18 protein-coding genes and 2 pseudogenes are annotated in these 20181 nt (G+C 57.1%); 13 read left to right on the plus strand and 7 right to left on the minus strand.

Annotation, left to right across the window (positions count from 1 at the left end; translation table 11 throughout):
- Positions 1–52: 52 nt before the first annotated feature.
- Together ACR0LI_RS15610 and ACR0LI_RS15615 are read right to left on the minus strand one after the other, a co-directional pair.
- Positions 53–1192 (minus strand): aminotransferase class I/II-fold pyridoxal phosphate-dependent enzyme, encoded by a 1140-nt coding sequence (locus ACR0LI_RS15610; protein WP_480718808.1) that lies wholly within the window; start codon positions 1190–1192, stop codon positions 53–55.
- 40 nt (positions 1193–1232) lie between these two features.
- Positions 1233–1703, minus strand: a complete 471-nt coding sequence (locus ACR0LI_RS15615; RefSeq protein ID WP_480488683.1) for a DnaA N-terminal domain-containing protein — start codon at positions 1701–1703, stop codon at positions 1233–1235.
- Between the two features lie 696 nt (positions 1704–2399).
- Between ACR0LI_RS15615 and ACR0LI_RS15620 the strand changes: the two genes are divergently transcribed.
- From ACR0LI_RS15620 to ACR0LI_RS15630, 3 genes are all read left to right on the plus strand, one after another.
- Positions 2400–3707 carry an AAA family ATPase gene (locus ACR0LI_RS15620; RefSeq protein ID WP_171118234.1) on the plus strand — a complete coding sequence of 436 codons (1308 nt, stop codon included), beginning with the start codon at positions 2400–2402 and terminating at the stop codon, positions 3705–3707.
- Positions 3704–4813 carry a ParB/RepB/Spo0J family partition protein gene (locus tag ACR0LI_RS15625; RefSeq protein ID WP_480718809.1) on the plus strand — a complete coding sequence of 370 codons (1110 nt, stop codon included), beginning with the start codon at positions 3704–3706 and terminating at the stop codon, positions 4811–4813. The genes ACR0LI_RS15620 and ACR0LI_RS15625 overlap by 4 nt, the downstream gene beginning before the upstream one ends.
- A 615-nt stretch (positions 4814–5428) precedes the next feature.
- Positions 5429–6113 (plus strand): IS6 family transposase gene (locus ACR0LI_RS15630; protein ID WP_480718810.1). Its coding sequence is split into 2 segments (ribosomal slippage): positions 5429–5776 and positions 5778–6113, totalling 684 coding nucleotides; the frame shifts between segments, so codons are not numbered across the junction.
- 41 nt (positions 6114–6154) lie between these two features.
- Here the strand turns inward: ACR0LI_RS15630 and ACR0LI_RS15635 are convergent.
- From ACR0LI_RS15635 to ACR0LI_RS15650, 4 genes and pseudogenes are all read right to left on the minus strand, one after another.
- A pseudogene (locus ACR0LI_RS15635) lies at positions 6155–6776 on the minus strand (transposase); the annotation flags it as partial.
- A 306-nt stretch (positions 6777–7082) separates the two neighbouring features.
- Positions 7083–8228, minus strand: a complete 1146-nt coding sequence (locus ACR0LI_RS15640) for an HPP family protein (RefSeq protein ID WP_480718811.1) — start codon at positions 8226–8228, stop codon at positions 7083–7085.
- Positions 8229–8646: 418 nt separating this feature from the next.
- Positions 8647–9486 (minus strand): amidohydrolase family protein, encoded by an 840-nt coding sequence (locus tag ACR0LI_RS15645; protein ID WP_480718812.1) that lies wholly within the window; start codon positions 9484–9486, stop codon positions 8647–8649.
- 18 nt (positions 9487–9504) lie between these two features.
- On the minus strand, positions 9505–10299 hold the full coding sequence (locus tag ACR0LI_RS15650; RefSeq protein ID WP_171630722.1) for an IclR family transcriptional regulator: 795 nt from the start codon (positions 10297–10299) through the stop codon (positions 9505–9507).
- Positions 10300–10436: 137 nt separating this feature from the next.
- Here ACR0LI_RS15650 and ACR0LI_RS15655 point away from each other — a divergent pair, with 137 nt between their 5' ends.
- From ACR0LI_RS15655 to ACR0LI_RS15700, 10 genes are all read left to right on the plus strand, one after another.
- Positions 10437–11759: an ABC transporter substrate-binding protein gene (locus ACR0LI_RS15655; RefSeq protein WP_209835589.1), complete on the plus strand. Its 1323-nt coding sequence runs from the start codon at positions 10437–10439 to the stop codon at positions 11757–11759.
- 72 nt (positions 11760–11831) lie between these two features.
- Positions 11832–12728 (plus strand): carbohydrate ABC transporter permease, encoded by an 897-nt coding sequence (locus ACR0LI_RS15660; RefSeq protein WP_171630712.1) that lies wholly within the window; start codon positions 11832–11834, stop codon positions 12726–12728.
- Between the two features lie 5 nt (positions 12729–12733).
- Entirely contained in the window at positions 12734–13597 is an 864-nt protein-coding gene (locus ACR0LI_RS15665) for a carbohydrate ABC transporter permease (RefSeq protein ID WP_171630711.1), read from the plus strand.
- Between the two features lie 4 nt (positions 13598–13601).
- On the plus strand, positions 13602–14693 hold the full coding sequence (locus tag ACR0LI_RS15670) for an ABC transporter ATP-binding protein (RefSeq protein ID WP_480718813.1): 1092 nt from the start codon (positions 13602–13604) through the stop codon (positions 14691–14693).
- Between the two features lie 2 nt (positions 14694–14695).
- The gene (locus ACR0LI_RS15675; protein ID WP_480718814.1) at positions 14696–15805 is read left to right on the plus strand and encodes a mandelate racemase/muconate lactonizing enzyme family protein; all 1110 of its coding nucleotides are present in this window, start codon (positions 14696–14698) and stop codon (positions 15803–15805) included.
- The gene (locus ACR0LI_RS15680; protein ID WP_480718815.1) at positions 15802–16134 is read left to right on the plus strand and encodes an L-rhamnose mutarotase; all 333 of its coding nucleotides are present in this window, start codon (positions 15802–15804) and stop codon (positions 16132–16134) included. The genes ACR0LI_RS15675 and ACR0LI_RS15680 overlap by 4 nt, the downstream gene beginning before the upstream one ends.
- A 5-nt stretch (positions 16135–16139) precedes the next feature.
- Positions 16140–16889, plus strand: a complete 750-nt coding sequence (locus ACR0LI_RS15685) for an SDR family oxidoreductase (RefSeq protein WP_480718816.1) — start codon at positions 16140–16142, stop codon at positions 16887–16889.
- Between the two features lie 19 nt (positions 16890–16908).
- On the plus strand, positions 16909–17751 hold the full coding sequence (locus tag ACR0LI_RS15690) for a fumarylacetoacetate hydrolase family protein (RefSeq protein WP_171630703.1): 843 nt from the start codon (positions 16909–16911) through the stop codon (positions 17749–17751).
- Positions 17751–19058 carry an L-fuconate dehydratase gene (locus tag ACR0LI_RS15695; RefSeq protein WP_171725143.1) on the plus strand — a complete coding sequence of 436 codons (1308 nt, stop codon included), beginning with the start codon at positions 17751–17753 and terminating at the stop codon, positions 19056–19058. The genes ACR0LI_RS15690 and ACR0LI_RS15695 overlap by 1 nt, the downstream gene beginning before the upstream one ends.
- Entirely contained in the window at positions 19058–20032 is a 975-nt protein-coding gene (locus tag ACR0LI_RS15700) for an aldo/keto reductase (RefSeq protein ID WP_480718817.1), read from the plus strand. Before ACR0LI_RS15695 ends, ACR0LI_RS15700 begins: the two co-directional genes overlap by 1 nt.
- A 64-nt stretch (positions 20033–20096) precedes the next feature.
- Here ACR0LI_RS15700 and ACR0LI_RS15705 read toward each other — a convergent pair.
- Positions 20097–20181, minus strand: a pseudogene (locus tag ACR0LI_RS15705) (IS5/IS1182 family transposase); the annotation flags it as partial.

The following is a 20181-nucleotide window of genomic DNA, read 5'->3' on the forward strand; positions in this document are numbered from 1 at the left end:
AAAGGCAAAAGAAATGTCACCGAACCACTCGCACCAGTTCGGCGGCAAACACTCAGCGTCCGTTCAGGATGTCTCCTGTAAGATCATTCAACTTTGCCAACCCGTTGCGCAGATGATCTTCGGGCAGGGCCGAGCTGAACCGAAAATGGTTCTCGACCCCGAACCGTGACCCCGGAATGACCAGCACATCTTTGTCGCGCAACAGGCGCATGCTGAACGCCTCGGATGCGATCGGTAGATTGAACCGCACGAACGACATGGCCGACGCCTGAGGTGGTACAACGGAAAACACCCCCTGATGCCGCGCCAGTTCTTCCGTCAGAACGTCGAACCCCGTGCGGATCAGACGGCGCGCGCGGGCCTTCAACTTGGACCGTGCCGGTTCGGCAAGCGCCTTGTCCGCCAGCTCCATCGACAACATGGATGCCGCGATCGAGGCATATTCGTGCCGCCGCCAACAGTGCTGAATGATGTCTTCGGGCCCAACCAGCCATCCCAGCCTCAGTCCCGGAAGCCCATAGGCCTTGGACATGGAATTCACCACAAGAACCCTGTCCGTACTTCCCCAGAACGAAGGGGTTTCTGTGTCACCTTCCCGCTCGGTTCCGGCATAAACCTCGTCTGAAACGATCCAGGCGCCAACGCGCTCGGCAGCCGATACGATACGGGCGCGATCCGCTTCGGTCAGAATACGGCCCGTTGGATTGTTCGGGTTCACCACATGGATGATGCGGGTCCTGTCATCGACCGCCCGCTCAAGCGCCTCTGCGTCTATGGCCCACTCTTCGGATTCGATCAGATCTACCCAACGCACTTCGTTGCCTAGATTGGCGGCGTTTCCTGAAATCTGTTCATAGGTCGGTCGGAAACACACAACATTGTCGCCGGGCTCCAACAAGGTGTTGGCCACCAGAGTGTTCGCTTCGGTTGCGCCGACCGTGACCAATACCCCATCTGCCGAGGCCCCCGGATACAAGCCTGCGACGGTGTCGCGCAGGGATTGCTTTCCATTGACTTGCGGATAGTCGATCATCGTCTTCAGCAGAGCGCCGAGATCAATCCCGGCCAGTTCTACCAATCCCTGCAACGACATGGGATGAACGCCGCTTTCCGAGAAATTGAAGACCACCCCGTGTTCCGTCTCGGACAGGAACTGTTCGACCCGAAATGGTTGAAAATTTCGGTTGATCATGATGCATCCTTTGCTGGGCCGTGCTGCGCACCTGACAGCCTCAATCGGCTGCGTTTACATGAACCGTTCTGATACTGGGATCGACGCGGCTATAGGCGGCCAGCAAACGTGCCGTCCACTTCTGTGCAATGTAATCAGCCATGAACCGCGAGGGGGCAACCAAAATGACGCGCCCCCCTGCCCTTTCCGACTCGGACAGATGCTGGAACCAACTTGCCCACAACTCGGGATCGCGCCCGTGAAGGATTGACTGCACCTGCGACCAGACATCCTCGGGCTTGGCTTCGGGGGTGTCGATTTCTGGCCCCTGGGGTTTTGCCGCGAAAGGCACGACATTTGTAACGGGCTCAGAATCCTCGGTCATCCGGGCCTGGAAATCGGAACCTATGATCGACCAGACCTCCTGTGTATCGATCATGATCTGTTTGAGGTCGATTTCATAGACCGCGACCCGACCCCGTGCAGCAGGCCGTTTGACCGTTACCCAACCTAATGCGCGAAATCTGGCCATTTCGCGCTTTACAGTCCTTTCATTCACTGACCAAAGGCGCGAAATTTCTTCGCGCCCAATCGATACTTCGTTGTTTCGCCAGTTATATCGTGTCGTAATCAATGCGATGATACGAAGTACGCTGCGTTGCCGATGCTTGTCGCCTGACAACGCATATATGGTGAGCGCAGAAAGTATATCGTATTTTAAGGCCGCCGCGTTTCGCCCGACCGGTTTAGCCAGCTGCATACCCGTTCTCACCGCTCTGTCTGCCTCAGACGGGTGTGTCCCGCCGTTCTTGCGCTGTTTGCCAACGCTTTTCGTCATCTTGGCCTAATTAGCGTCCAAAGCTTCGATTCTGTCAAGAAGAGTCTGAAACAGGTCAGAAAATTGCGCCAATCCAGATCAAAAAATAAAAGAAATCTGGTGAAGTATTGGTGATGGGGGACATTCTGTATGACCCCTTATTTGCCTGTTATGTCCCCCTATATGTCGCCGGTCCTGGAAGAATGCCCCCCTAAATACGGTTGAGGACGTGTTGCGAATCGTCACCCTTCTTCTTCTGCACTGCCGAATCGGCGATGGCCTTGCAGGGCCTTGTTTTCTTACCCACGGGTAAGATTTGAGTTTCATCATATTTTCTTTTGCGTAAAGCGCAAATCGGGCGTAAATAAGAAACGAACATAAATTTACGTTCCAAACAAAGAGACATGAGGCATGTACACGCACGAAGACCTGAATGCATTGCGCAATCAATCTCTCAAACTCCAGGGGTGGATTCGTCAGCAGACCTTTAGCCCGGAGATGGAGAAGACACTCCGCCGGTTTTCGAGCTGGGAAGTGTCCGAGCTGATCTTCCGGGTCAACCAGTCAACCTTTCGCGGAAAGCTGGCCGCTGATCCGTCTCTGCCCGGAGGCGAGGTTGAGCCCGAGGGGCGGCAGCGCTGGTTCAGCCTGGAAGAGGTGAATGAGTTGCGGCGGCGGCTCAAGGTGAACCGCAAGTCCCTCATGCCGCCGCGTCCCGAGGGCAAGCGGGCTATTCGTGCAGCCGTGGCGAACTTCAAGGGCGGGGCGGGCAAGTCAACGGTGGCATTGCATCTTGCGCATGCCGCCGCGCTTGATGGGTACCGTGTTCTTGTCGTTGACTTCGACCCGCAGGCCACGCTGAGCCATTCAATGGGCCTGACCGATGTCGCCGAGGATTACACTGTCTGGGGGATCATGGCGCGTGACCTGATCCGCGAGACCGAGCGCATGAACAACCGGCCTGCCGCGGCCGAGTCCGGCACCGCCCTGCCCCGCCGGGAATTGCCCCCGGCGATCACCGATATGGGGCTTGGAGATCTGCGGATCAGCGATTTCATCAGACGGACGTCTTGGTCCACCATCGATGCGATACCTTCCTGCGCGAACGCAGCCTTCGTCGAATTTGCCTCGGCACAGTATCGCCACTTGAACCCTGAATGGTCTTTCTTTGCCGCAGTGTCCCGGTATCTGGATCAAATTCCCGACGACGCCTATGACCTGATCCTGTTCGATTGCCCGCCGGCCATTGGGTATCAGTCCATGAACGCGGTGTTCGCGGCAGACATGTTGTACATCCCGTCCGGACCGGGATACTGGGAATACGACTCGACCACGTCCTTTATAGGTCAGCTGGCAGAAGCTTTGGAGGACCTGGCCTACGGGTTCGACAAAACCTTACCCACGGGTAAGATTGGTCTTCCCAAAACCTTCTGCGAGCTGCGATTCCTGCTTACACGGTACGAGCCCGGAAACGCGTTGCATCTGGCGATGTTCGACGCGTTTCAGAAGGTTTTCGGAGACCACGTCGCCCAGCACCCTGTTGAAATGACCCGCGCGGTCGAACAATCCGGCCGTTTTTTGAGCTCGGTTTACGAGATGGATTACCGAGAGATGACCCGTGAAACCTGGCGTCGGGCCCGCTCGACATTCGACAATGTTTACGAAGAATTCCGGGGAGTGATGCTGTCTGCCTGGGACAAGCTGGAGGATGACGCATGAGCCGCAAGCGCAGAATGTTTGATATCGACCTGCCTGCAATGGATGACATTCCTGTCGGCAAGGTTCCGGACAAGGTTCTTGAAAAGCGGCGGGGCCCGATGGCTGCGGCCATTTCGGAAAATGCCGATGCGCTGCGCGACCAGCAATCGACGGAAGAAACCATTCGAGCAGAAAACGATCGTCTTGCGCATGAACTTGTGCGCCTGCGTTCCGAAGGTCTTGTGACCGAACGCGTAGCACTGGGTGACATTCTGTTTGAAAAGCTGACGCGGGATCGCAAACCAGGGCCGGATCCGGAACTGGACGAGCTAAAAGCGTCAATTCAGGAAATTGGATTGTCCAACCCCATCCGACTTGAGCGACGCTCAGATGGACGATTTGAACTGATCCAGGGGATGCGGCGCCTGTCTGCCTATCGGGCGTTATATGAAGAAACGGGCGATGAGTCCTATGCCGGAATTCCAGCGGGAATTTCAGAGGCGGGCGATCTCGACAGCAGCTACCGGCGCATGGTGGATGAGAACCTGATCCGCAAGGATATCTCGTTTGCGGAAATGGGTGCTTTGGCACGCGCGTATGCCGAGGACCCGGCAAATGATTGCCCGGATGTAGACAAGGCGGTGTCCACGCTGTTCAAATCCGCCAGTTACACAAAGCGGAGTTACATTAGGTCATTTGCCAGTTTGCTGATGATGTTGGACAAGGTTCTGAAACATCCGAACGACGTTCCGCGCAACGTAGGCGTAGAGCTGAAGCGCAAACTGGATGCAACGCCCGGTTTGGTGCGCCAGGTGAGTGCCGCGGTCATGAGCGAGCCGGACCGTGACGGAGCGCGTGAGGTTGCTATCCTCAGGTCATTTCTGGGCGCGCCGGAAACAAGCGTGGCGAAGAAGGCTCCGGTTGAAAGCGCCGATAAACCACGACGTGCAAAGACCACGTTTCAGGTATCAGGGCGGGCAGGGATCGCCAAGTGCTCGGCATCCAGTGGTCGAATTGAGTTGAGATATGATTTGGACTTTACGCGTGTTGATCGCAGCAAACTTGAGGCGGCAATAGCTGCTTTCATCGATGCTCTTCCCGAGGAAGACGATCTTACCCACGGGTAAGGTTTGGTTTGAAGGTCTGAGAAAAGGCGCCGGTCGAATCCGGCGCCGTTGTCTTGTCGCAAATGCCAGGGCGTTCTCAGCAGTGGATTCCTGCCATATGTCTTCTTGCCTTGAAGCTGTGACCTGAAACCGGCGGGGCAGGGGCTTGAGGTCGAGGCATGTGGAGTCAGCCATTAACGTTGGTTCTGGAACAGTCGGTTTCGCGGAGTGCTGTCGGGGCCTAACATCACGGCGTCTTGTCCGGGTTCGTACGTTCAGGTCACGGTAGGAGCCTCGATTCTGGCTCGAGATTGCAATTTGCAATATGTGACGCGAGAACACGGGTGACATGGCGGCCACTCTGCGCGCAAATCGGCGGGAAATCAATCACATTTGATAAGGGATACTTATCAAGTTTAATTGAAATTTGATGGCATGACGAAAGTAACGATCAAAATAGTCTGTTTTTGCGCGTAAAGCAGGTATGGGGATTGCGACACGATAATTTTTGGGAAACGGTTTCTTGGGTATTGCCAAGTTGTTGACCCGAGCATGGGTTCTGTCGCAAACTTTGTTCCCACCTGTCAGGTCAAGCTTAGTTTTGGTAGCGCATGCTCTAAATGACAGGAGCAGACTGTGACAATCTCATTCAAAGGCGCGCATTTTCCGAAAGACGTGATCTTGCACGCGGTTTTCTTCTACCTGCGCTACGGTGTTTCATACCGGGATTTGGAAGAAATCATGGCGGAACGCGGCGTCGATCTGGATCATGCAACGCTAAACCGCTGGGTCAGCCGATATGCAGGCGTCGTTGCTGAAGCAGCGCGGTATAGAAAGCGTCCCGCAGACCGTTCGTGGCGCATGGATGAAACCTATGTGAAAGTGAAAGGCGAATGGGTTTATCTTTACCGAGCGATCGACAAACATGGCAAAACCCTGGATTTCATGTTGTCCGAGCGCCGGAATAAGGCTGCTGCGACGAAGTTTTTTTGCACGCGCGCATGAGGTGAACGGGTTGCCGCGAAAGATTGTCATCGACAAAAGTGGTGCCAATACCGCCGGGATCAAAGCGATCAACAAGATGCTCAAGAGCTTTGGTTGCCCGATCCCGATCGACATGGTCAGGCGCAAATACCTCAATAACATCATTGAACAGGATCACCGTTTCATCAAACGAAGGATCAGACCCATGCTGGGATTCAAATCTTTCGCTTCAGCCGCTTCTGTCCTGGCAGGCATAGAACTGGTCAACATGATCCGCAAAGGTCAATTCACGCCCGGAATCCGTCCGTTTCAGCAGTTCATCCAACTGGCAGGATAAACTGCTCACCAATTCCACCGATGCTCTGCCATTAAAAAAGTTTGCGACAGAACCACTTTCAGCCCCTCTCGCCGCCAGAGCCGTTCAATCCGCTCATCACTGACAGACCATCCAGCCTTTCTCAGCAGCGCTGTGTTCCTGCGATAGCCATATCGCCCGTATTGACGGGTCAGCTCAATCATGTCGGCCACCAGCCGGTCTTCGTCTTCGCGACCTTGTGGGACCCGCCGCTGCGTGGACCGGTGTTGCCCCAGCACGCGGCAGGCGCGTCGCTCAGATACTTTGAGCTGGCTGCGGACATGATCGATGCAGGCACGACGACGAGCGGGGCTCAGTAGGGCTTCGCGTTCAGGCCTGCAAATCATCCACTGGATGATTTACTTTACGGCCTTCATCCTTTGTGGCTTCCGTCAGGATCAGTTTGTCCAACGTCAGATCTGAAACCGCGCGTCTCAGTCGCTCGTTCTCTTTCTGAAGCCGTTTCAGTTCTTTCAACTGGTCTACGCCCATTCCGCCGTACTTCTTTCGCCAGCGGTAATAGGTTTGTTCAACAACGCCAATCTGTCTGATCGCATCGAGACGGGACATGCCTTGCCCCATCAGAACTTCAACCTGCCGTAACTTCGAGACAATCTCTTCGGGCTTCGGTCGCTTGTTTGCTATTCGTGGTCCTCTGTTTCCTAAACATAACGGTGGACCAGTTTAGTTGGGGAGGCTCAGTACTTACTGCCCCCAAATCCTGGGACCGCAGCGCTTGTCCAAACAGCAGATCGCGTTCGCGCGCAGATGGCCATGATTGTTTGAACCGAAAACTCGAAATACTGGAGTAGGGCGCAGATATTAGGGTCAGGGCTGGGTTTTCCGCCCCGGCTTCTCAGGCATTGTCCTTCCGTCAATCGGGTCTTACTCGAAGAAATCTGAACATCCGATCTATGCGCAAAGAACTTGACGTCGCCGATTGCCTGCGGATTAACCGCTGCGAACAGCGGCTCGTGCCAATGCGGCGATCAGGTCGGTCCGCGTGACAATCCCTACGATGCGATCGTATTCGAGGACAGGGACGGCGTCGACATCCTCAACCGCCATCATCGGAAGCAGCACCCCGAGGGGTGAATTTGTCGTCACGCGCGGGCCTGCCACCTCCATGATGTCACCCGCTGTCACAGGCATCTCCCTTTTGCGATCCAATAAACGATTGAGTGTCGAAAAATATCCGCGCTTCAACCTGATCGCGTCTTCACGGGCCTGTCTGATCAGATGCATCTGAAAAATGACGCCCAGAAGCTTTTCGTCGTTTCCGACGACAGGAAGAGAAATGAACCTGTGCCTTTTGAACAGCTCGGCAACCTCCCCGAGCGCCGTTTCGGGACCCACTGTGATCAGACTGGAGGACATGACATCTTTTGCCGTCAAAGGTGCGGTCACGTGTGTTGCCGCCTGCAGTTCCGCCGCGCTGATCAGGCGTGCCAGATCCTCGACCCCCAGATTGAAGGAGTGTCGGTAGCGCTCCAGAATACCTGCAAGTTCTTCTTCGGACAGGCCGAGGCGCTCTGAGGGGTTCTTTTCTTCCGATTGATTATTGCTCGGATCGTCGAATTGCCGGAATGGATAGCGACGTCCGGTGATCCGGGCATAGACTGTCGCAAGGATGACAAGGACACAGGTTCCGACCGCAATCGGTGCAAGCGCAAACCAGAACCCCAATTGCGCGATGGCCTCGGGATTCAAAGCGGCCGTCATGGCGACGGCTCCTGCCGGCGGATGAAGCGCCCGGCACAGGATTGTTGCGGTAATGGCAAGCCCAACTGCAAGCGCAACGCGTAGCGCCGAGTCTGCGATTGTCATGCAAACAGCCACGCCGACAAGGGCTGCCACCGTATTGCCGACAACGGCGGACCAAGGCTGCGCGAGCGGGCTATTTGGGACAGCAAAGAGCAAGACAGAGGTCGCTCCGAAGGGTGCTACAAGATAAAGACCCAAATCCAGATCGGAACCCGGAGTCAGAAGGAACAGTCCCGTCAGCCCAAGACCGACAAGAGCGCCCAGACCCGCACGAGCCGCTTCAATCGGTGAAACGCGGGAAACGGCCGGCCCGAGAGATCTGAGAATATACACGGCGCAGGCCCCATCCTTCTTCTTCTGCGCACAGTTTCAGCAGAATGCAAAAAGTTCAACCGCAGGGTTGCAGAGAGAGAATGCCGACCAACGACTTTGCCACTTTATTGGATGGGCGACATGGGAATTGGAAGCTGCTTGAAAGTGGGTAAATTTTTCGACACATCAGGCTGCTCTTTTGCACATCAAGGCTAAAGCAGATGGCCTGGCCCTTGGCGACCAAAGCTCCAGTCGTTTTCTACCCAGCCTTTCCAACGGTATGCCACGCACGGCGCAAGACACAGGACGGATGTGAAAAGTGCATTTGCCGAAGCTGGTCTCCCTCTCAGATACAAGCTTGAAGCATGTTTGTCGGCGGATTTGAGCCCTTTTTGTCAACATCAATTGAGGCCCGCTCAATCGGGTTGTCTTCTATGTTTTAGCTGGACAAACGAGGGTAGGCCGCTTTCGGACTTTGCGAGAGGATACTTTTTGCTGCGTCACCCATGGCACCCATGGCGATCTCGTGCCACGATTTGTAGTCCGAGGCGAGGTTAAGAACCGGCCAGTCGCTGCCGAACAGCAGCCTCTCTGGGGCATAAATGCCAAGAATGTGGGCAATGTAAGGCTCAAGGCTGCTTGGCTTCCAATCGGTCGAGGCTTCGGTCACAATGCCCGACAGTTTACAAAACACCTGCGTGTTTTCGGCAATGTCAGCCATGTCCTGCGCCCAGCCCTCATAGGCCCCATTGCGGATTTCGGGCTTGGCGCAATGGTCAATGACGACTCGCAAATCGGGGTATTTTGCCAGAAACGCTTTGAGATGGTGTAGATGGTGGGGCAATACCAGAGCATCGAATGTCAGATCATTTTCGACCATGGCAGCGATAGCCGGACGCAGATCATCGCGCAGCATCCAAGCGTCATCGGGAATGTCCTGTATCATCGGGCGTAGTCCAAGAAGCTTTGGATGGGCCGCCAATCGCGCGATCGAGGCTGGTGCCGTTTCGGCGGCAAGGTCCACCCACCCGACAACCCCTCGTATCCAGTCATGCGTGTCTGCAAGAGACAGCAGGTATTCAGTCTCGGCCTCGGTATCGGCGGCCTGAACCGCGATGGTTCCACTGATACCCGCCTCGTCCAGCAAAGGTTTCAAATTCTTGGGCAGAAAATCGCGATATAGCGTTTTAAGCTCGGGTGTCAGCCAGCCGTAATCGCCTCGATCGAGCTTCCAGAAATGCTGATGCGTGTCGATGACCATGCTAAAACCTCTGATCATGTTTTTTGTTAAGCCGCCTTAAGCGGCTCCGAATTCCGGTGTTGATCCACCGTGAAGCAACGTCAGTTCCCGGGCCAGTTCCCGGTGCATATTCACGATTTCGTCCAGAGAGGGGACTTTCAGATCGTCGACACGTTCCAGATAGGGGCAGCTCAGCACCGCTGCGGCCCTGCCGCCCGGGCCAAAAATCGGGAAAGCCACATTGGTTACACCGATCGCAGTTGCAGACGGCATTTTTTCATAGCCCAAGCGTCGGATGCGGGCGATATGCTCCATGAACTCGCTACGGTCCAGCGGGGGTTCACCTACGGCAAGGCGGTGCTGCTCGATCAGGTCCTCGACTTCTTCATTTGAACGGAAGGCCGCCAGCACCCGGCCAGAGCCTGTATTCCCCAGCCCCACGACGGTTCCGGTTTTCAGCGCAAGGCCCCAATTGCCCGGAGACTCCGCTGAGGCCACGATCACGATATCACCGTTGCTTTCCATTCCCATATGGCAGGATTGCCAAGTTTTTCGTGTTATCGCGCGCATACGGGGCAGGGCACTTTCGATTACCCGTCCAATCGGCGGGTGTCGCTGCGAAATAGCGAACATCTTCAGGCCAAGTGAATATCGATCGCCTGACAGGGACCGGATGACATACCCGCGCCGTACCAGTGTCGAGAGCATCCGGTAAATCTCAGACGGGGACCGTTCCAGCGCCTTTGCGACCTCTCCCTGGGTCAGTCCCTCACCGTGGTCAGCCAAAAGCTCGATGATATCCAGGCCTTTTTCCAGCGCGGGTGCGCGGTATTTGTCGGTGATGTCGTCCATACAGTGCCCTGTCGCGCAATATTCCTGATTGATTTTCAGTCATTGGGAAGGCTAAGTCAACATTGATTTATAGATGAATAAATGTTTTAAATACGAACAAACAACAAGCATCGCTTGATTGCATCAGGGAGGACATGATGAAAAAATCCAGCATTTTAATGGGTTTGATGGTCGGAACAGCGATAGTCGCGGCCGTCGAATCGGCAAGTGCGTCGGATTGGGGGAGCTTTGATGGCGCGACCATCGAGGCGAAACTGATCGGCGGTCAACAATACGAAGGTCTCTATGGCCGTATTGCCGAATGGGAAGCTGCGACCGGCGCCAAGGTCGACATTATTTCGAAAAAAAGCCACTTCGAGATCGACAAGGAAATCAAGTCGGACATGGCCGCTGGGACCACCAGCTGGTGCGTGGGTTCAAACCACTCTTCCTTTGCGCCCCAGTATGAAGGGCTCTATGTTGATCTGAACGAGCTGGTTCCAGCGGAAACCATTGCCGAATTCGTTCCGGGCAACATTGGCGCCTCGACGGTCGACGGCCAGCTTTTGATGCTGCCGCGCGCGCAGTTTGACGTTTCAGTGCTTTATTACCTGAAGTCGAACTATGAAGACGCCGACAAGGCCGCCGCGTTCAAGGAAAAATACGGCTATGATCTGGCTGTTCCCGAGACGTGGGAGCAGGTCAAAGATCAGGCGATCTTTTTTGCCGACCCTCCGAATTTCTACGGCACTCAGTATGCAGGCAAGGATGAGGCCATCGTGGGTCGGTTCTATGAGATGGTTGTCGCCGAGGGCGGCAACTATCTGGACGAAAACAAGAAACCAATCTTCAATTCCGAGGCAGGTCAGCGCGCGCTGCAGTGGTTCGTAGACCTGTACGAGGCCAAGGCGGTTCCGGCTGGCACGACGTCCTATGTGTGGGACGATCTGGGGCAGGGCTTTGCCAGTGGAACCGTGGCGCTGAACCTGGACTGGCCGGGCTGGGCCGGGTTCTTCAACGATCCGGAATCGTCCAAGGCTGCTGGCAACGTCGGCGTTGCTGTGCAACCCATGGGTTCGGCGACGCGGACCGGTTGGTCCGGGCATCACGGGTTCTCGGTCACCAGTGACTGTGCAAACAAAGACGCCGCAGTATCGCTTGTTCAGTTCCTGACCAGCGAGGAAAGCCAGTTGGCCGAAAGCGCTGGTGGCTCGCTGCCGACACGGACAGCCGTTTGGGAGGCCAACGTCGCTGCGGCGCAAGCTGGTGATGACGCATTCCGCGCCGAAGCTCTGGCCGCGTTTGCCGAAGGTGCGAAATACGCCTTTGCGGTGCCGCCAATCCCGGAATGGGGCGAGACCACAAACCTGGTCTTTCCGGAACTGCAGGCCGCCATCGTTGGCGACAAGACTGTGCAGCAGGCGCTGGACGATGCCGCGGCTGCGGTGGACGAGCTGATGCGGGAATCTGGTTACTACTGAACCCGGACCCACAAGTATCCGCGGCGGGTGTTCCGCTGCGGGTGAACCCCCAAGACCCCCAAAAGGTGCACCATGACCCGCCGCCGCTTGCCCGAGTGGTTAGTCCTTCTGTTGCCTGCGATCATCGTGATTGCCGCAGTTGTTCTGATCCCTCTCATCTTCTCGCTCTATTCCAGCTTCACGTCGTACAAGCTGACGCGGCCTTCGACGCTGTGGAAATGGGTGGGGTTCTTCAATTACGAAAAAATCCTGACCGATGCGAAATTCTGGGCGGCGTTCGGGCGCACGGTGCTGTTCCTGACCATCGTTCTGAATCTGGAACTGCTGTTGGGACTGGGCATTGCGTTGATGATGAACAAGGTCACATGGGGGCAGCGTACGCTGCGCACGATCCTGATGTTCCCGATGATGTTCTCGCCCATTCTTGTTGGCTTTCAGTTCAAGTTCATCTTCAACGACAATATCGGGCTGGTGAACAACGTGTTGCAATCGGTGGGCTTCCAAAATGCCTCGCTGCCGTGGCTGGTGGACGGCAACCTTGCGATGTTCTCGATCATGTTCGCGGAAATCTGGATGAGCACATCCGTCTTCGCCATTCTGATCCTGGCCGGTCTGTTCGCCATGCCGCGTGACCCGCTCGAGGCCGCCAAGGTCGATGGCTGCACCGCCTGGCAGACCTTCCGCCACATCACTCTGCCGTTCCTGATGCCATTCATTTTTATTGCCATGACCATCCGCTCGCTGGACGTCGCACGGGCCTATGACATCGTGCAGATCATGACAGGCGGCGGCCCTGCCCGTCGCACGGAACTGTTGTGGACGTTGATGAGCCGCACCGGCTATGTCGATGCCCGCATGGGGCTGGCGAACGCGATGGGTTATATCTCGATCCTGCTGTCGATCCTCTTCACCATCTATTTCTTCCGCAAGCTCAGCGCCGCACGTGCTGAACTGGGAATGGCGGGGTAGGGCCAATGGACCGCAATCTAGCACATCGCAATCGCCGCCGCGCCCTGAAAACTGCGCACTTCATCGGGCTGTTCCTGATTATGTCGATCATTTGCATTCCCGGGCTCTGGATTGTTCTCAACTCGTTCCGTCCAACGGTCGAGATTATGGCCAAACCGCCGGTTTGGACCCCCAGCTTTACGCTAGACCACTACCGCGCCATGTTCGGCGGCGCGGGCGAGGGCGGTGTGCCAGTGTTCAGCTATTTCCGCAACTCGCTGATCGTTTCGGTCGTCTCAACCTTTATCGCGATCCTGATCGGCATGTCGGGCGGCTATGCCTTTGCCCGCTATCGCTTCAAGGGCAAATCGGGCTATTTTGTCGGGCTGATGCTGTTCCGCGCGGTTCCCGGTGTGGCGTTGTCGCTGCCCCTGTTCATCGTGTTTGCCCGGGTCGGCATCATCGACACCCATTTCGGCCTGATCCTGGCCTATGTGGCGATGAACGTGCCGTTCACCATCTGGTTGACCGACGGGTTCTTCCGCCAGATCCCGAAAGAGCTGCACGAAGCGGCAGAAATTGACGGCTGCACCCGCTGGCAGGCATTCTGGAGGGTGGAATTTCCGGTGGCGCGCTCGGGCGTTGCCTCGGCGGCGATCTTTGCCTTCCTCACCTCGTGGAACGAATTCGCGCTGGCGTCGCAGCTGACCCGCTCGGTCGGGTCCAAGACGATGCCTGTGGGTCTTTTGGATTTTACCGCCGAATTTACCATCAACTGGGGGGGAATGTGCGCGCTTGCGGTTCTCATGATCGTGCCCGCGCTGGTCCTGACCTTCATCGTCCAGAAACACCTGATTGCCGGCCTGACCTTCGGCGGCGTCAAAGGATAAGAAAATGACTGAAGTTACCCTTTCCAATGTCGTCAAGAAATATGGCAAGCATCAGGCTGTGCGCGGCATTGACCTGGGCATCCATGACGGAGAGTTCGTCGTGCTGGTCGGCCCTTCGGGCTGCGGCAAGTCGACGACGCTGCGGATGATTGCCGGACTCGAAGAAATCTCCGGCGGCGAGATCGCCATCGGCGGCCGTGTCGTCAATGACCTGCCCCCGCGCGAACGTAACATCTCGATGGTGTTCCAGAACTATGCTCTGTATCCGCATATGACCGTGCGCGAAAATCTGGGCTTTTCACTGAAGATCGCCAAGCGGCCCGTGGATGAGATTGCCAAATCTGTGGCCGAGGCGGCGGGCATTCTGGGACTGGACGAGTTGATGGAGCGCAAGCCCGCCGAACTGTCGGGCGGTCAGCGCCAGCGCGTCGCAATGGGCCGCGCCATCGTGCGGCACCCCGACGTGTTCCTGTTTGACGAGCCGCTGTCGAACCTTGACGCCAAGCTGCGCACCCAGATGCGGGTCGAGATTAAGAAGCTGCACCAGAAGGTCGGCAACACCATTATCTACGTAACACACGATCAGGTCGAGGCGATGACGCTGGCGGATCGAATCGTTCTGATGCGCGGCGGCCATATAGTGCAGGTCGGCACCCCGCTGGACCTGTTCAACACGCCGGTAGATACCTTCGTGGCGACCTTCATCGGCTCGCCGCCGATGAACCTTGTCGATGGAGAGGTGTCCGGTGGCACCCTTCGTCTGAATGGCGGTATCGAGCTGTCCGTTCCCGCATCCGCGCGGTCACTTGTTCGCGACGGCCAAAAGGTGCGGTTCGGTTTCCGCGCCGACAACCTGATGCCAGTGGGCCACTCGGTCGAGGAAGAAGGCGAGACCGCAGAGCTGGACCTGTCCGTCACGCTGACGGAACCGCTTGGCACCGAGACGCTGCTGTTCGCCGACCTGGCCGGGGTCGAGGTCCAGGCCAAGATGTTCAATCCGCGCCCCGTCGCTCCGGGCGAGGCGATGAAGTTCCGCCTGATGCTGGACAAGACCCATGTCTTTGACGCTGCATCGGGCAAGGCGATCCGGGGGTAAGCATGGCGACAATCACTCATATTGAACTGCGCATGATCGATCTGGTGCCCAAGGTGAAACGGGTCGACGCCATTCAGACCTTTGTCAGTCAAGAAACCCCGATCCTTACTGTCTATGACAGCGACGGCGCCAGTGGTACGGGGTATTCCTATACCATTGGCACAGGTGGGCCATCTGTCATGGCGCTGCTGGAACACACGCTGGCCCCGATGCTGACCGGGCGCGACCCGGACCGGATCGAAGGCATCTGGCGCGACCTGCTGTTTGCCACTCACGCGACAGCGGTGGGCGCAATCACCTCGTTGGCGCTGGCCGCCATCGACACCGCGCTTTGGGATCTGCGTTGCCGCAAGCAAGGTCTGCCGCTTTGGAAAGCCGCCGGGGGATCGCGCGAAAAAGTGCCGCTTTATTCCACCGAGGGCGGCTGGTTGCATCTGGAAACGCAGGCGCTGGTCGATGACGCGCTGGCGATGCAGGCACAGGGCTTTCGCGGCTCAAAAATCAAGATCGGCCGCGATCACCTGAGCGAAGATGACGCGCGTCTGGGGGCGGTCCGGTCTGCCCTGGGTGGCGGGTACGAGATTTTGACCGATGGCAATCAGGGCTTTACTCTGTCCGAAGCGATCCGCCGGGCGCGGGTTCTCGAGGAGCACGGGATAGGCTGGTTCGAAGAACCGCTGCCCGCCGATGATGTGGCAGGCCATGTGCAACTAGCGCAACACACCAGTGTGCCGATTGCGGTGGGCGAAAGTATGTATTCGCTGAGCCAGTTCAAGGATTACCTGCAAATGGGCGCGGCCTCGATCGTGCAGGTGGATGTGGCCCGGGTTGGTGGCATCACCCCGTGGCTGAAGGTGGCGCACATGGCCGAGGCGTTCAACGTCATGGTTTGCCCGCATTTCCTGATGGAGCTGCACCTGCCGCTGGTTTGCGCTATCCCTAACGCAAAATGGCTGGAATACATCCCGCAATTGGACACCGTGACCAACGGCCCAATCCGGATTGAGGACGGTCGCGCCATCCCTTCTGATGAACCCGGTTTGGGTATCGATTGGGATTGGGATGCGATTTCGCGGCTTTCCGAGGTCAAAACCGTCAAGGAAGGTGCATGATGCAGCGCATGGGCATGGTAATCGGGGTCAAACCCGAGATGATCGAAGAATATAAGCGCCTGCACGCCGCCGTCTGGCCGCAGGTTCTTAAGCAGATCAGAAACAGCAACATTCGCAACTATACCATTTTCCTGCGCGAGCCGGAAAACCTGTTGTTCGGGTACTGGGAATATCACGGCGAGGATTTCACTGCGGATATGGCCAAGATGGCCAAGGACCCGGTGACTCAGGAATGGTGGACCCATACCGACCCCTGCCAGTCGCCTCTGGCCAGCCGCGCCGAGGCCGAGCAATGGTCGATGATGCAAGAAGTATTTCACACGGATTAAAAGCTATGACTGACACAACGGGCCGTCTGGCCGGAAAAAAGACACTCATCACCGCCGCAGGCCAGGGCATCGGACGGGCGACGGCCGAGCTGTTCGCCGCCGAAGGGGGCGAGGTCATCGCCAGCGACATCAACGAGGATGCGCTGGCGGAATTGGCTAACAACCCGCGTGTCACTGCGCTGAAGCTGGATGTGACCGATGGCGCCGCAGTAGAGGCCGCCGTTACAGATATCGGCCCGCTGGACGTTCTGTTCAACTGCGCGGGCTATGTGGCGAACGGCGCCATTCTGGAATGTGACGAAAAGGACTGGGATTTCAGCTTTGATCTGAACGTCAAGGCGATGTATCGGCTGATCCGTCTGACCCTGCCGGGAATGCTGGACAACGGTGGCGGATCGATCATCAACATGTCCTCGGTCGCGTCCTCGATCAAGGGCGTGCCGAACCGGTTTGCCTATTGCGCGTCCAAGGCGGCGGTGATCGGTATCACCAAGGCAGTGGCCGCTGACTATGTCACCCGTGGCATTCGCTGCAACGCGATCTGCCCGGGCACCGTTGACAGCCCCTCGATGCACGGACGTTTGCGCGCCACCGGCAACTATGAACAGGCACTGAAGGACTTCATCGCACGTCAGCCGATGGGCCGCATCGGAACCGCCGAAGAAATCGCGGCATTGGCACTGTACCTCGCCAGCGACGACAGCGCCTTCACCACAGGACAGAACCACGCCATCGACGGCGGCTGGTCCATTTGATTTGCAGGAGAATTGAGAGATGAAACTGTTGCGCTATGGCCCGGTCGGGTCCGAAAAGCCGGGTTTGCTGGATGCCGAAGGGAACATTCGCGACCTGTCGGGTGTTGTTGATGATGTTTCGGGCGACACTCTAAGCGACGCCGCGCTGGACAAGTTGCGTGGCATCGACCCTGACTCATTGCCGTTGGTCGATGGCGACCCGCGTATCGGCGCCTGCGTGGGCCAGGTGGGAAAATTCATCTGTATCGGCTTGAACTATGCTGACCACGCCGCCGAAAGCGGCATGGAACTGCCGCAGGAGCCGGTGATCTTCTTCAAGGCCACTTCCTCGATCTGCGGGCCGAACGACGACACCGAAATCCCGCGCAGCTCGGTCAAGACCGATTGGGAGGTCGAGTTGGGCGTGGTGATCGGCAAGCACACCAAATACGTCAATGTCGAAGAGGCGCTGGACCATGTGGCAGGTTATTGCGTCATCAACGACCTGTCCGAGCGTGATTTCCAGCTGCACCGCTCGGGCCAATGGGTCAAGGGCAAGTCGGCGGACACGTTCGGCCCGATCGGTCCCTGGCTGGTGACACGGGACGAGGTTGCCGACCCGCAGAACCTGCCCATGTACCTAGAGGTCAACGGCCACCGCTATCAGGACGGCTCGACCCGGACCATGCATTTCGACGTGGCAACCGTTATCTCGCACCTGTCGCAATTCATGTCGCTGCAGCCCGGCGATGTAATCTCGACCGGTACGCCTCCGGGTGTCGGTATGGGGCAGAACCCTCAGACCTATCTGAAGCCTGGCGACGTTGTTGAACTTGGCATCGAAGGGCTGGGTGTTCAACGTCAGAACGTGGTGGCGGGCTGATGGTTACCATTACCGACCTTAAAACCTTCGACCTGCGGTTCCCGACCTCAGACTCGCTGGACGGGTCAGACGCAATGAACCCCGACCCGGACTATTCCGCCGCCTATGTGGTGCTGGAAACCGATGGCGCGTATCAGGGCCATGGCCTGACCTTCACGATCGGGCGAGGGAATGAGATTTGCATTACCGCTATTGAGGCGATGCGGCACCTGCTGGTCGGTCTCGATCTGGATTGGGCGCGCGAAGACATGGGACGGTTCTGGCGCTATGTCACCGGCGACAGCCAGTTGCGCTGGATCGGGCCGGACAAGGGTGCAATCCATCTGGCCACCGGTGCGGTGGTCAATGCGGTCTGGGATCTGCTGGCGAAAGAGGCCGGCAAGCCCGTCTGGCAACTGGTCGGGGAAATGACGCCCGAGGAAATCGTGCAACTTGTCGATTTCCGCTACATGACCGATGTTCTGACCAGGGACGAGGCGCTGGACATTCTGCGCAGGGCCGAACCGGGCAAGGCGGACAGGATCGCAAAGCTGAGGGCCGAAGGTTATCCCTGCTATACCACCTCGGCAGGATGGCTGGGCTATTCCGACGATAAGCTGCGCCGCTTGTGCCGCGAAGCGCGCGAGGCCGGATTTACCCATACCAAGTTCAAGGTGGGCCGCGAACTGGCCGACGACATCCGCCGCCTGACTATCGCCCGCGAGGAACTGGGCGAGGGCATGAACATCATGATCGACGCCAATCAGGTATGGGAGGTCGATCAGGCTATCGACTGGGTCAAGGAACTATCATTTGCGCGACCTTTGTTCATCGAGGAACCCACCAGCCCCGACGATGTGGTTGGGCACAGAAAAATCCGTCAGGCAATTGCCCCGATCAAGGTGGCGACGGGTGAAATGTGCCAGAACCGCATTCTGTTCAAACAGTTCATTGCCAACGAGGCTATTGATTTCGTGCAAATCGACAGCTGTCGTCTGGGCGGTTTGAACGAAGTGCTTGCGGTACAGCTGATGGCAGCAAAATTTGGCTTGCCGGTCTGGCCCCATGCCGGCGGCGTGGGCCTGTGCGAGTATGTGCAGCATCTGTCGATGATCGATTATGTGGCGATCACCGGTGAAAAAGACGACAAACGCATCGAATTTGTCGATCACCTGCACGAGCATTTCGTCGACCCCTGCATCGTGGAGAACGGTGCCTATCAGGCACCTGTGGCGCCGGGGTTTTCCATCGAGATGAAGGCAAGCTCGATCGCCGATTATCAACATCAACCATCTGCAACGCAAACCGCCGAGCAAGGAGCGGCCTGATGCGACAGAACCTCATTGGGAATACCGGTGTGCGCGTGACCGAGGCATCGTTTGGCTGTGCGAGTATCGGAAACCTGTACCGCCCAGCGACCGACGCGCAGGTGGATGAGGTGCTGCAATGCGCTTGGGACGCGGGAATCCGTTATTTCGATACCGCACCGCATTATGGTCGCGGCCTGTCCGAAATGCGACTGGGCCGCTTCCTTACGCGGTATCCCCGCGACGAATACGTCATTTCAACCAAGGTTGGGCGGGTGCTGTCACCCGGATCAGCGATGGTCGAGGCCGATGGCTTTGTCGATCCGCTGCCCAACGCGGTGCGCTATGACTATTCAGGCGACGGGATTGAAGCTTCGCTGGAACACAGTTTTGGCCTTCTGAATACCAACTACGCAGATATCGTCTATGTCCACGATATCGGTGAATACACTCACGGACAGGACAATAGCGCCCATATGGAAGCCTTCCTCGGGTCGGGATATGAACGGCTGGTAAGGTTGAAGGAGCAGGGCAAAATCCGGGCTTTCGGGCTGGGCGTGAACGAAAACCAGATTTGTCTCGACGTAATGGACCATGGCCCCATCGACGTGATCCTGTTGGCTGGTCGGCTAACACTTCTGGACCGATCGGCAGAACAGGAGCTCACCGCCAAATGCCGAGCGCTAGGTACCAGCCTGGTACTGGGCGGCGTGTTCAATTCGGGCATCCTCGCTACCGGCCCGGTCGAAGGAGCAACCTATGATTATGTCCCGGCATCACCGGAAGTCATCGTGCAGGTTAAAAACCTTCAAACAAGAGCCGAGGTGCTTGGGCTGCAACTGGCAACTGCGGCGCTTCACTTTGCCAAACGGCATGAGTTGGCAGCCTCTGTCCTGTTGGGAACAGCTAGCGCGCGGTCATTGCAACGAAACCTTACTGCATTGGATGGACCAACGCCTGATGAGTTTGACAGTCATTTCAGGCGAGGATTTTGACGTGCAAGATGATGACAGGCGCAATCCGCCTAGCCGATAACCTAGGGTCAGAATTCATAGCCAAAAAGATGACGGTAGCCGCCCGTGCGATGGCTGAGAGGAAGACCTTTGGGCACCTGTCGTATCGGGTTGCCACACGTCGCCAATCT

It is taken from the genome of Ruegeria sp. CL7 (genome assembly GCF_056536445.1).

What these genes read in the sequence shown, in the direction of transcription:
- ACR0LI_RS15675 (WP_480718814.1), top strand. Translation starts at nt 14,696, where the DNA reads ATGGCGACAATCACTCATATTGAACTGCGCATGATCGATCTGGTGCCC.
- ACR0LI_RS15615 (WP_480488683.1), bottom strand. Translation starts at nt 1,703, where the DNA reads ATGGCCAGATTTCGCGCATTAGGTTGGGTAACGGTCAAACGGCCTGCT.
- ACR0LI_RS15660 (WP_171630712.1), top strand. Translation starts at nt 11,832, where the DNA reads ATGACCCGCCGCCGCTTGCCCGAGTGGTTAGTCCTTCTGTTGCCTGCG.
- ACR0LI_RS15650 (WP_171630722.1), bottom strand. Translation starts at nt 10,299, where the DNA reads ATGGACGACATCACCGACAAATACCGCGCACCCGCGCTGGAAAAAGGC.
- ACR0LI_RS15680 (WP_480718815.1), top strand. Translation starts at nt 15,802, where the DNA reads ATGATGCAGCGCATGGGCATGGTAATCGGGGTCAAACCCGAGATGATC.
- ACR0LI_RS15670 (WP_480718813.1), top strand. Translation starts at nt 13,602, where the DNA reads ATGACTGAAGTTACCCTTTCCAATGTCGTCAAGAAATATGGCAAGCAT.
- ACR0LI_RS15700 (WP_480718817.1), top strand. Translation starts at nt 19,058, where the DNA reads ATGCGACAGAACCTCATTGGGAATACCGGTGTGCGCGTGACCGAGGCA.
- ACR0LI_RS15610 (WP_480718808.1), bottom strand. Translation starts at nt 1,192, where the DNA reads ATGATCAACCGAAATTTTCAACCATTTCGGGTCGAACAGTTCCTGTCC.
- ACR0LI_RS15620 (WP_171118234.1), top strand. Translation starts at nt 2,400, where the DNA reads ATGTACACGCACGAAGACCTGAATGCATTGCGCAATCAATCTCTCAAA.
- ACR0LI_RS15665 (WP_171630711.1), top strand. Translation starts at nt 12,734, where the DNA reads ATGGACCGCAATCTAGCACATCGCAATCGCCGCCGCGCCCTGAAAACT.
- ACR0LI_RS15690 (WP_171630703.1), top strand. Translation starts at nt 16,909, where the DNA reads ATGAAACTGTTGCGCTATGGCCCGGTCGGGTCCGAAAAGCCGGGTTTG.
- ACR0LI_RS15685 (WP_480718816.1), top strand. Translation starts at nt 16,140, where the DNA reads ATGACTGACACAACGGGCCGTCTGGCCGGAAAAAAGACACTCATCACC.
- ACR0LI_RS15695 (WP_171725143.1), top strand. Translation starts at nt 17,751, where the DNA reads ATGGTTACCATTACCGACCTTAAAACCTTCGACCTGCGGTTCCCGACC.
- ACR0LI_RS15655 (WP_209835589.1), top strand. Translation starts at nt 10,437, where the DNA reads ATGAAAAAATCCAGCATTTTAATGGGTTTGATGGTCGGAACAGCGATA.
- ACR0LI_RS15625 (WP_480718809.1), top strand. Translation starts at nt 3,704, where the DNA reads ATGAGCCGCAAGCGCAGAATGTTTGATATCGACCTGCCTGCAATGGAT.
- ACR0LI_RS15645 (WP_480718812.1), bottom strand. Translation starts at nt 9,486, where the DNA reads ATGATCAGAGGTTTTAGCATGGTCATCGACACGCATCAGCATTTCTGG.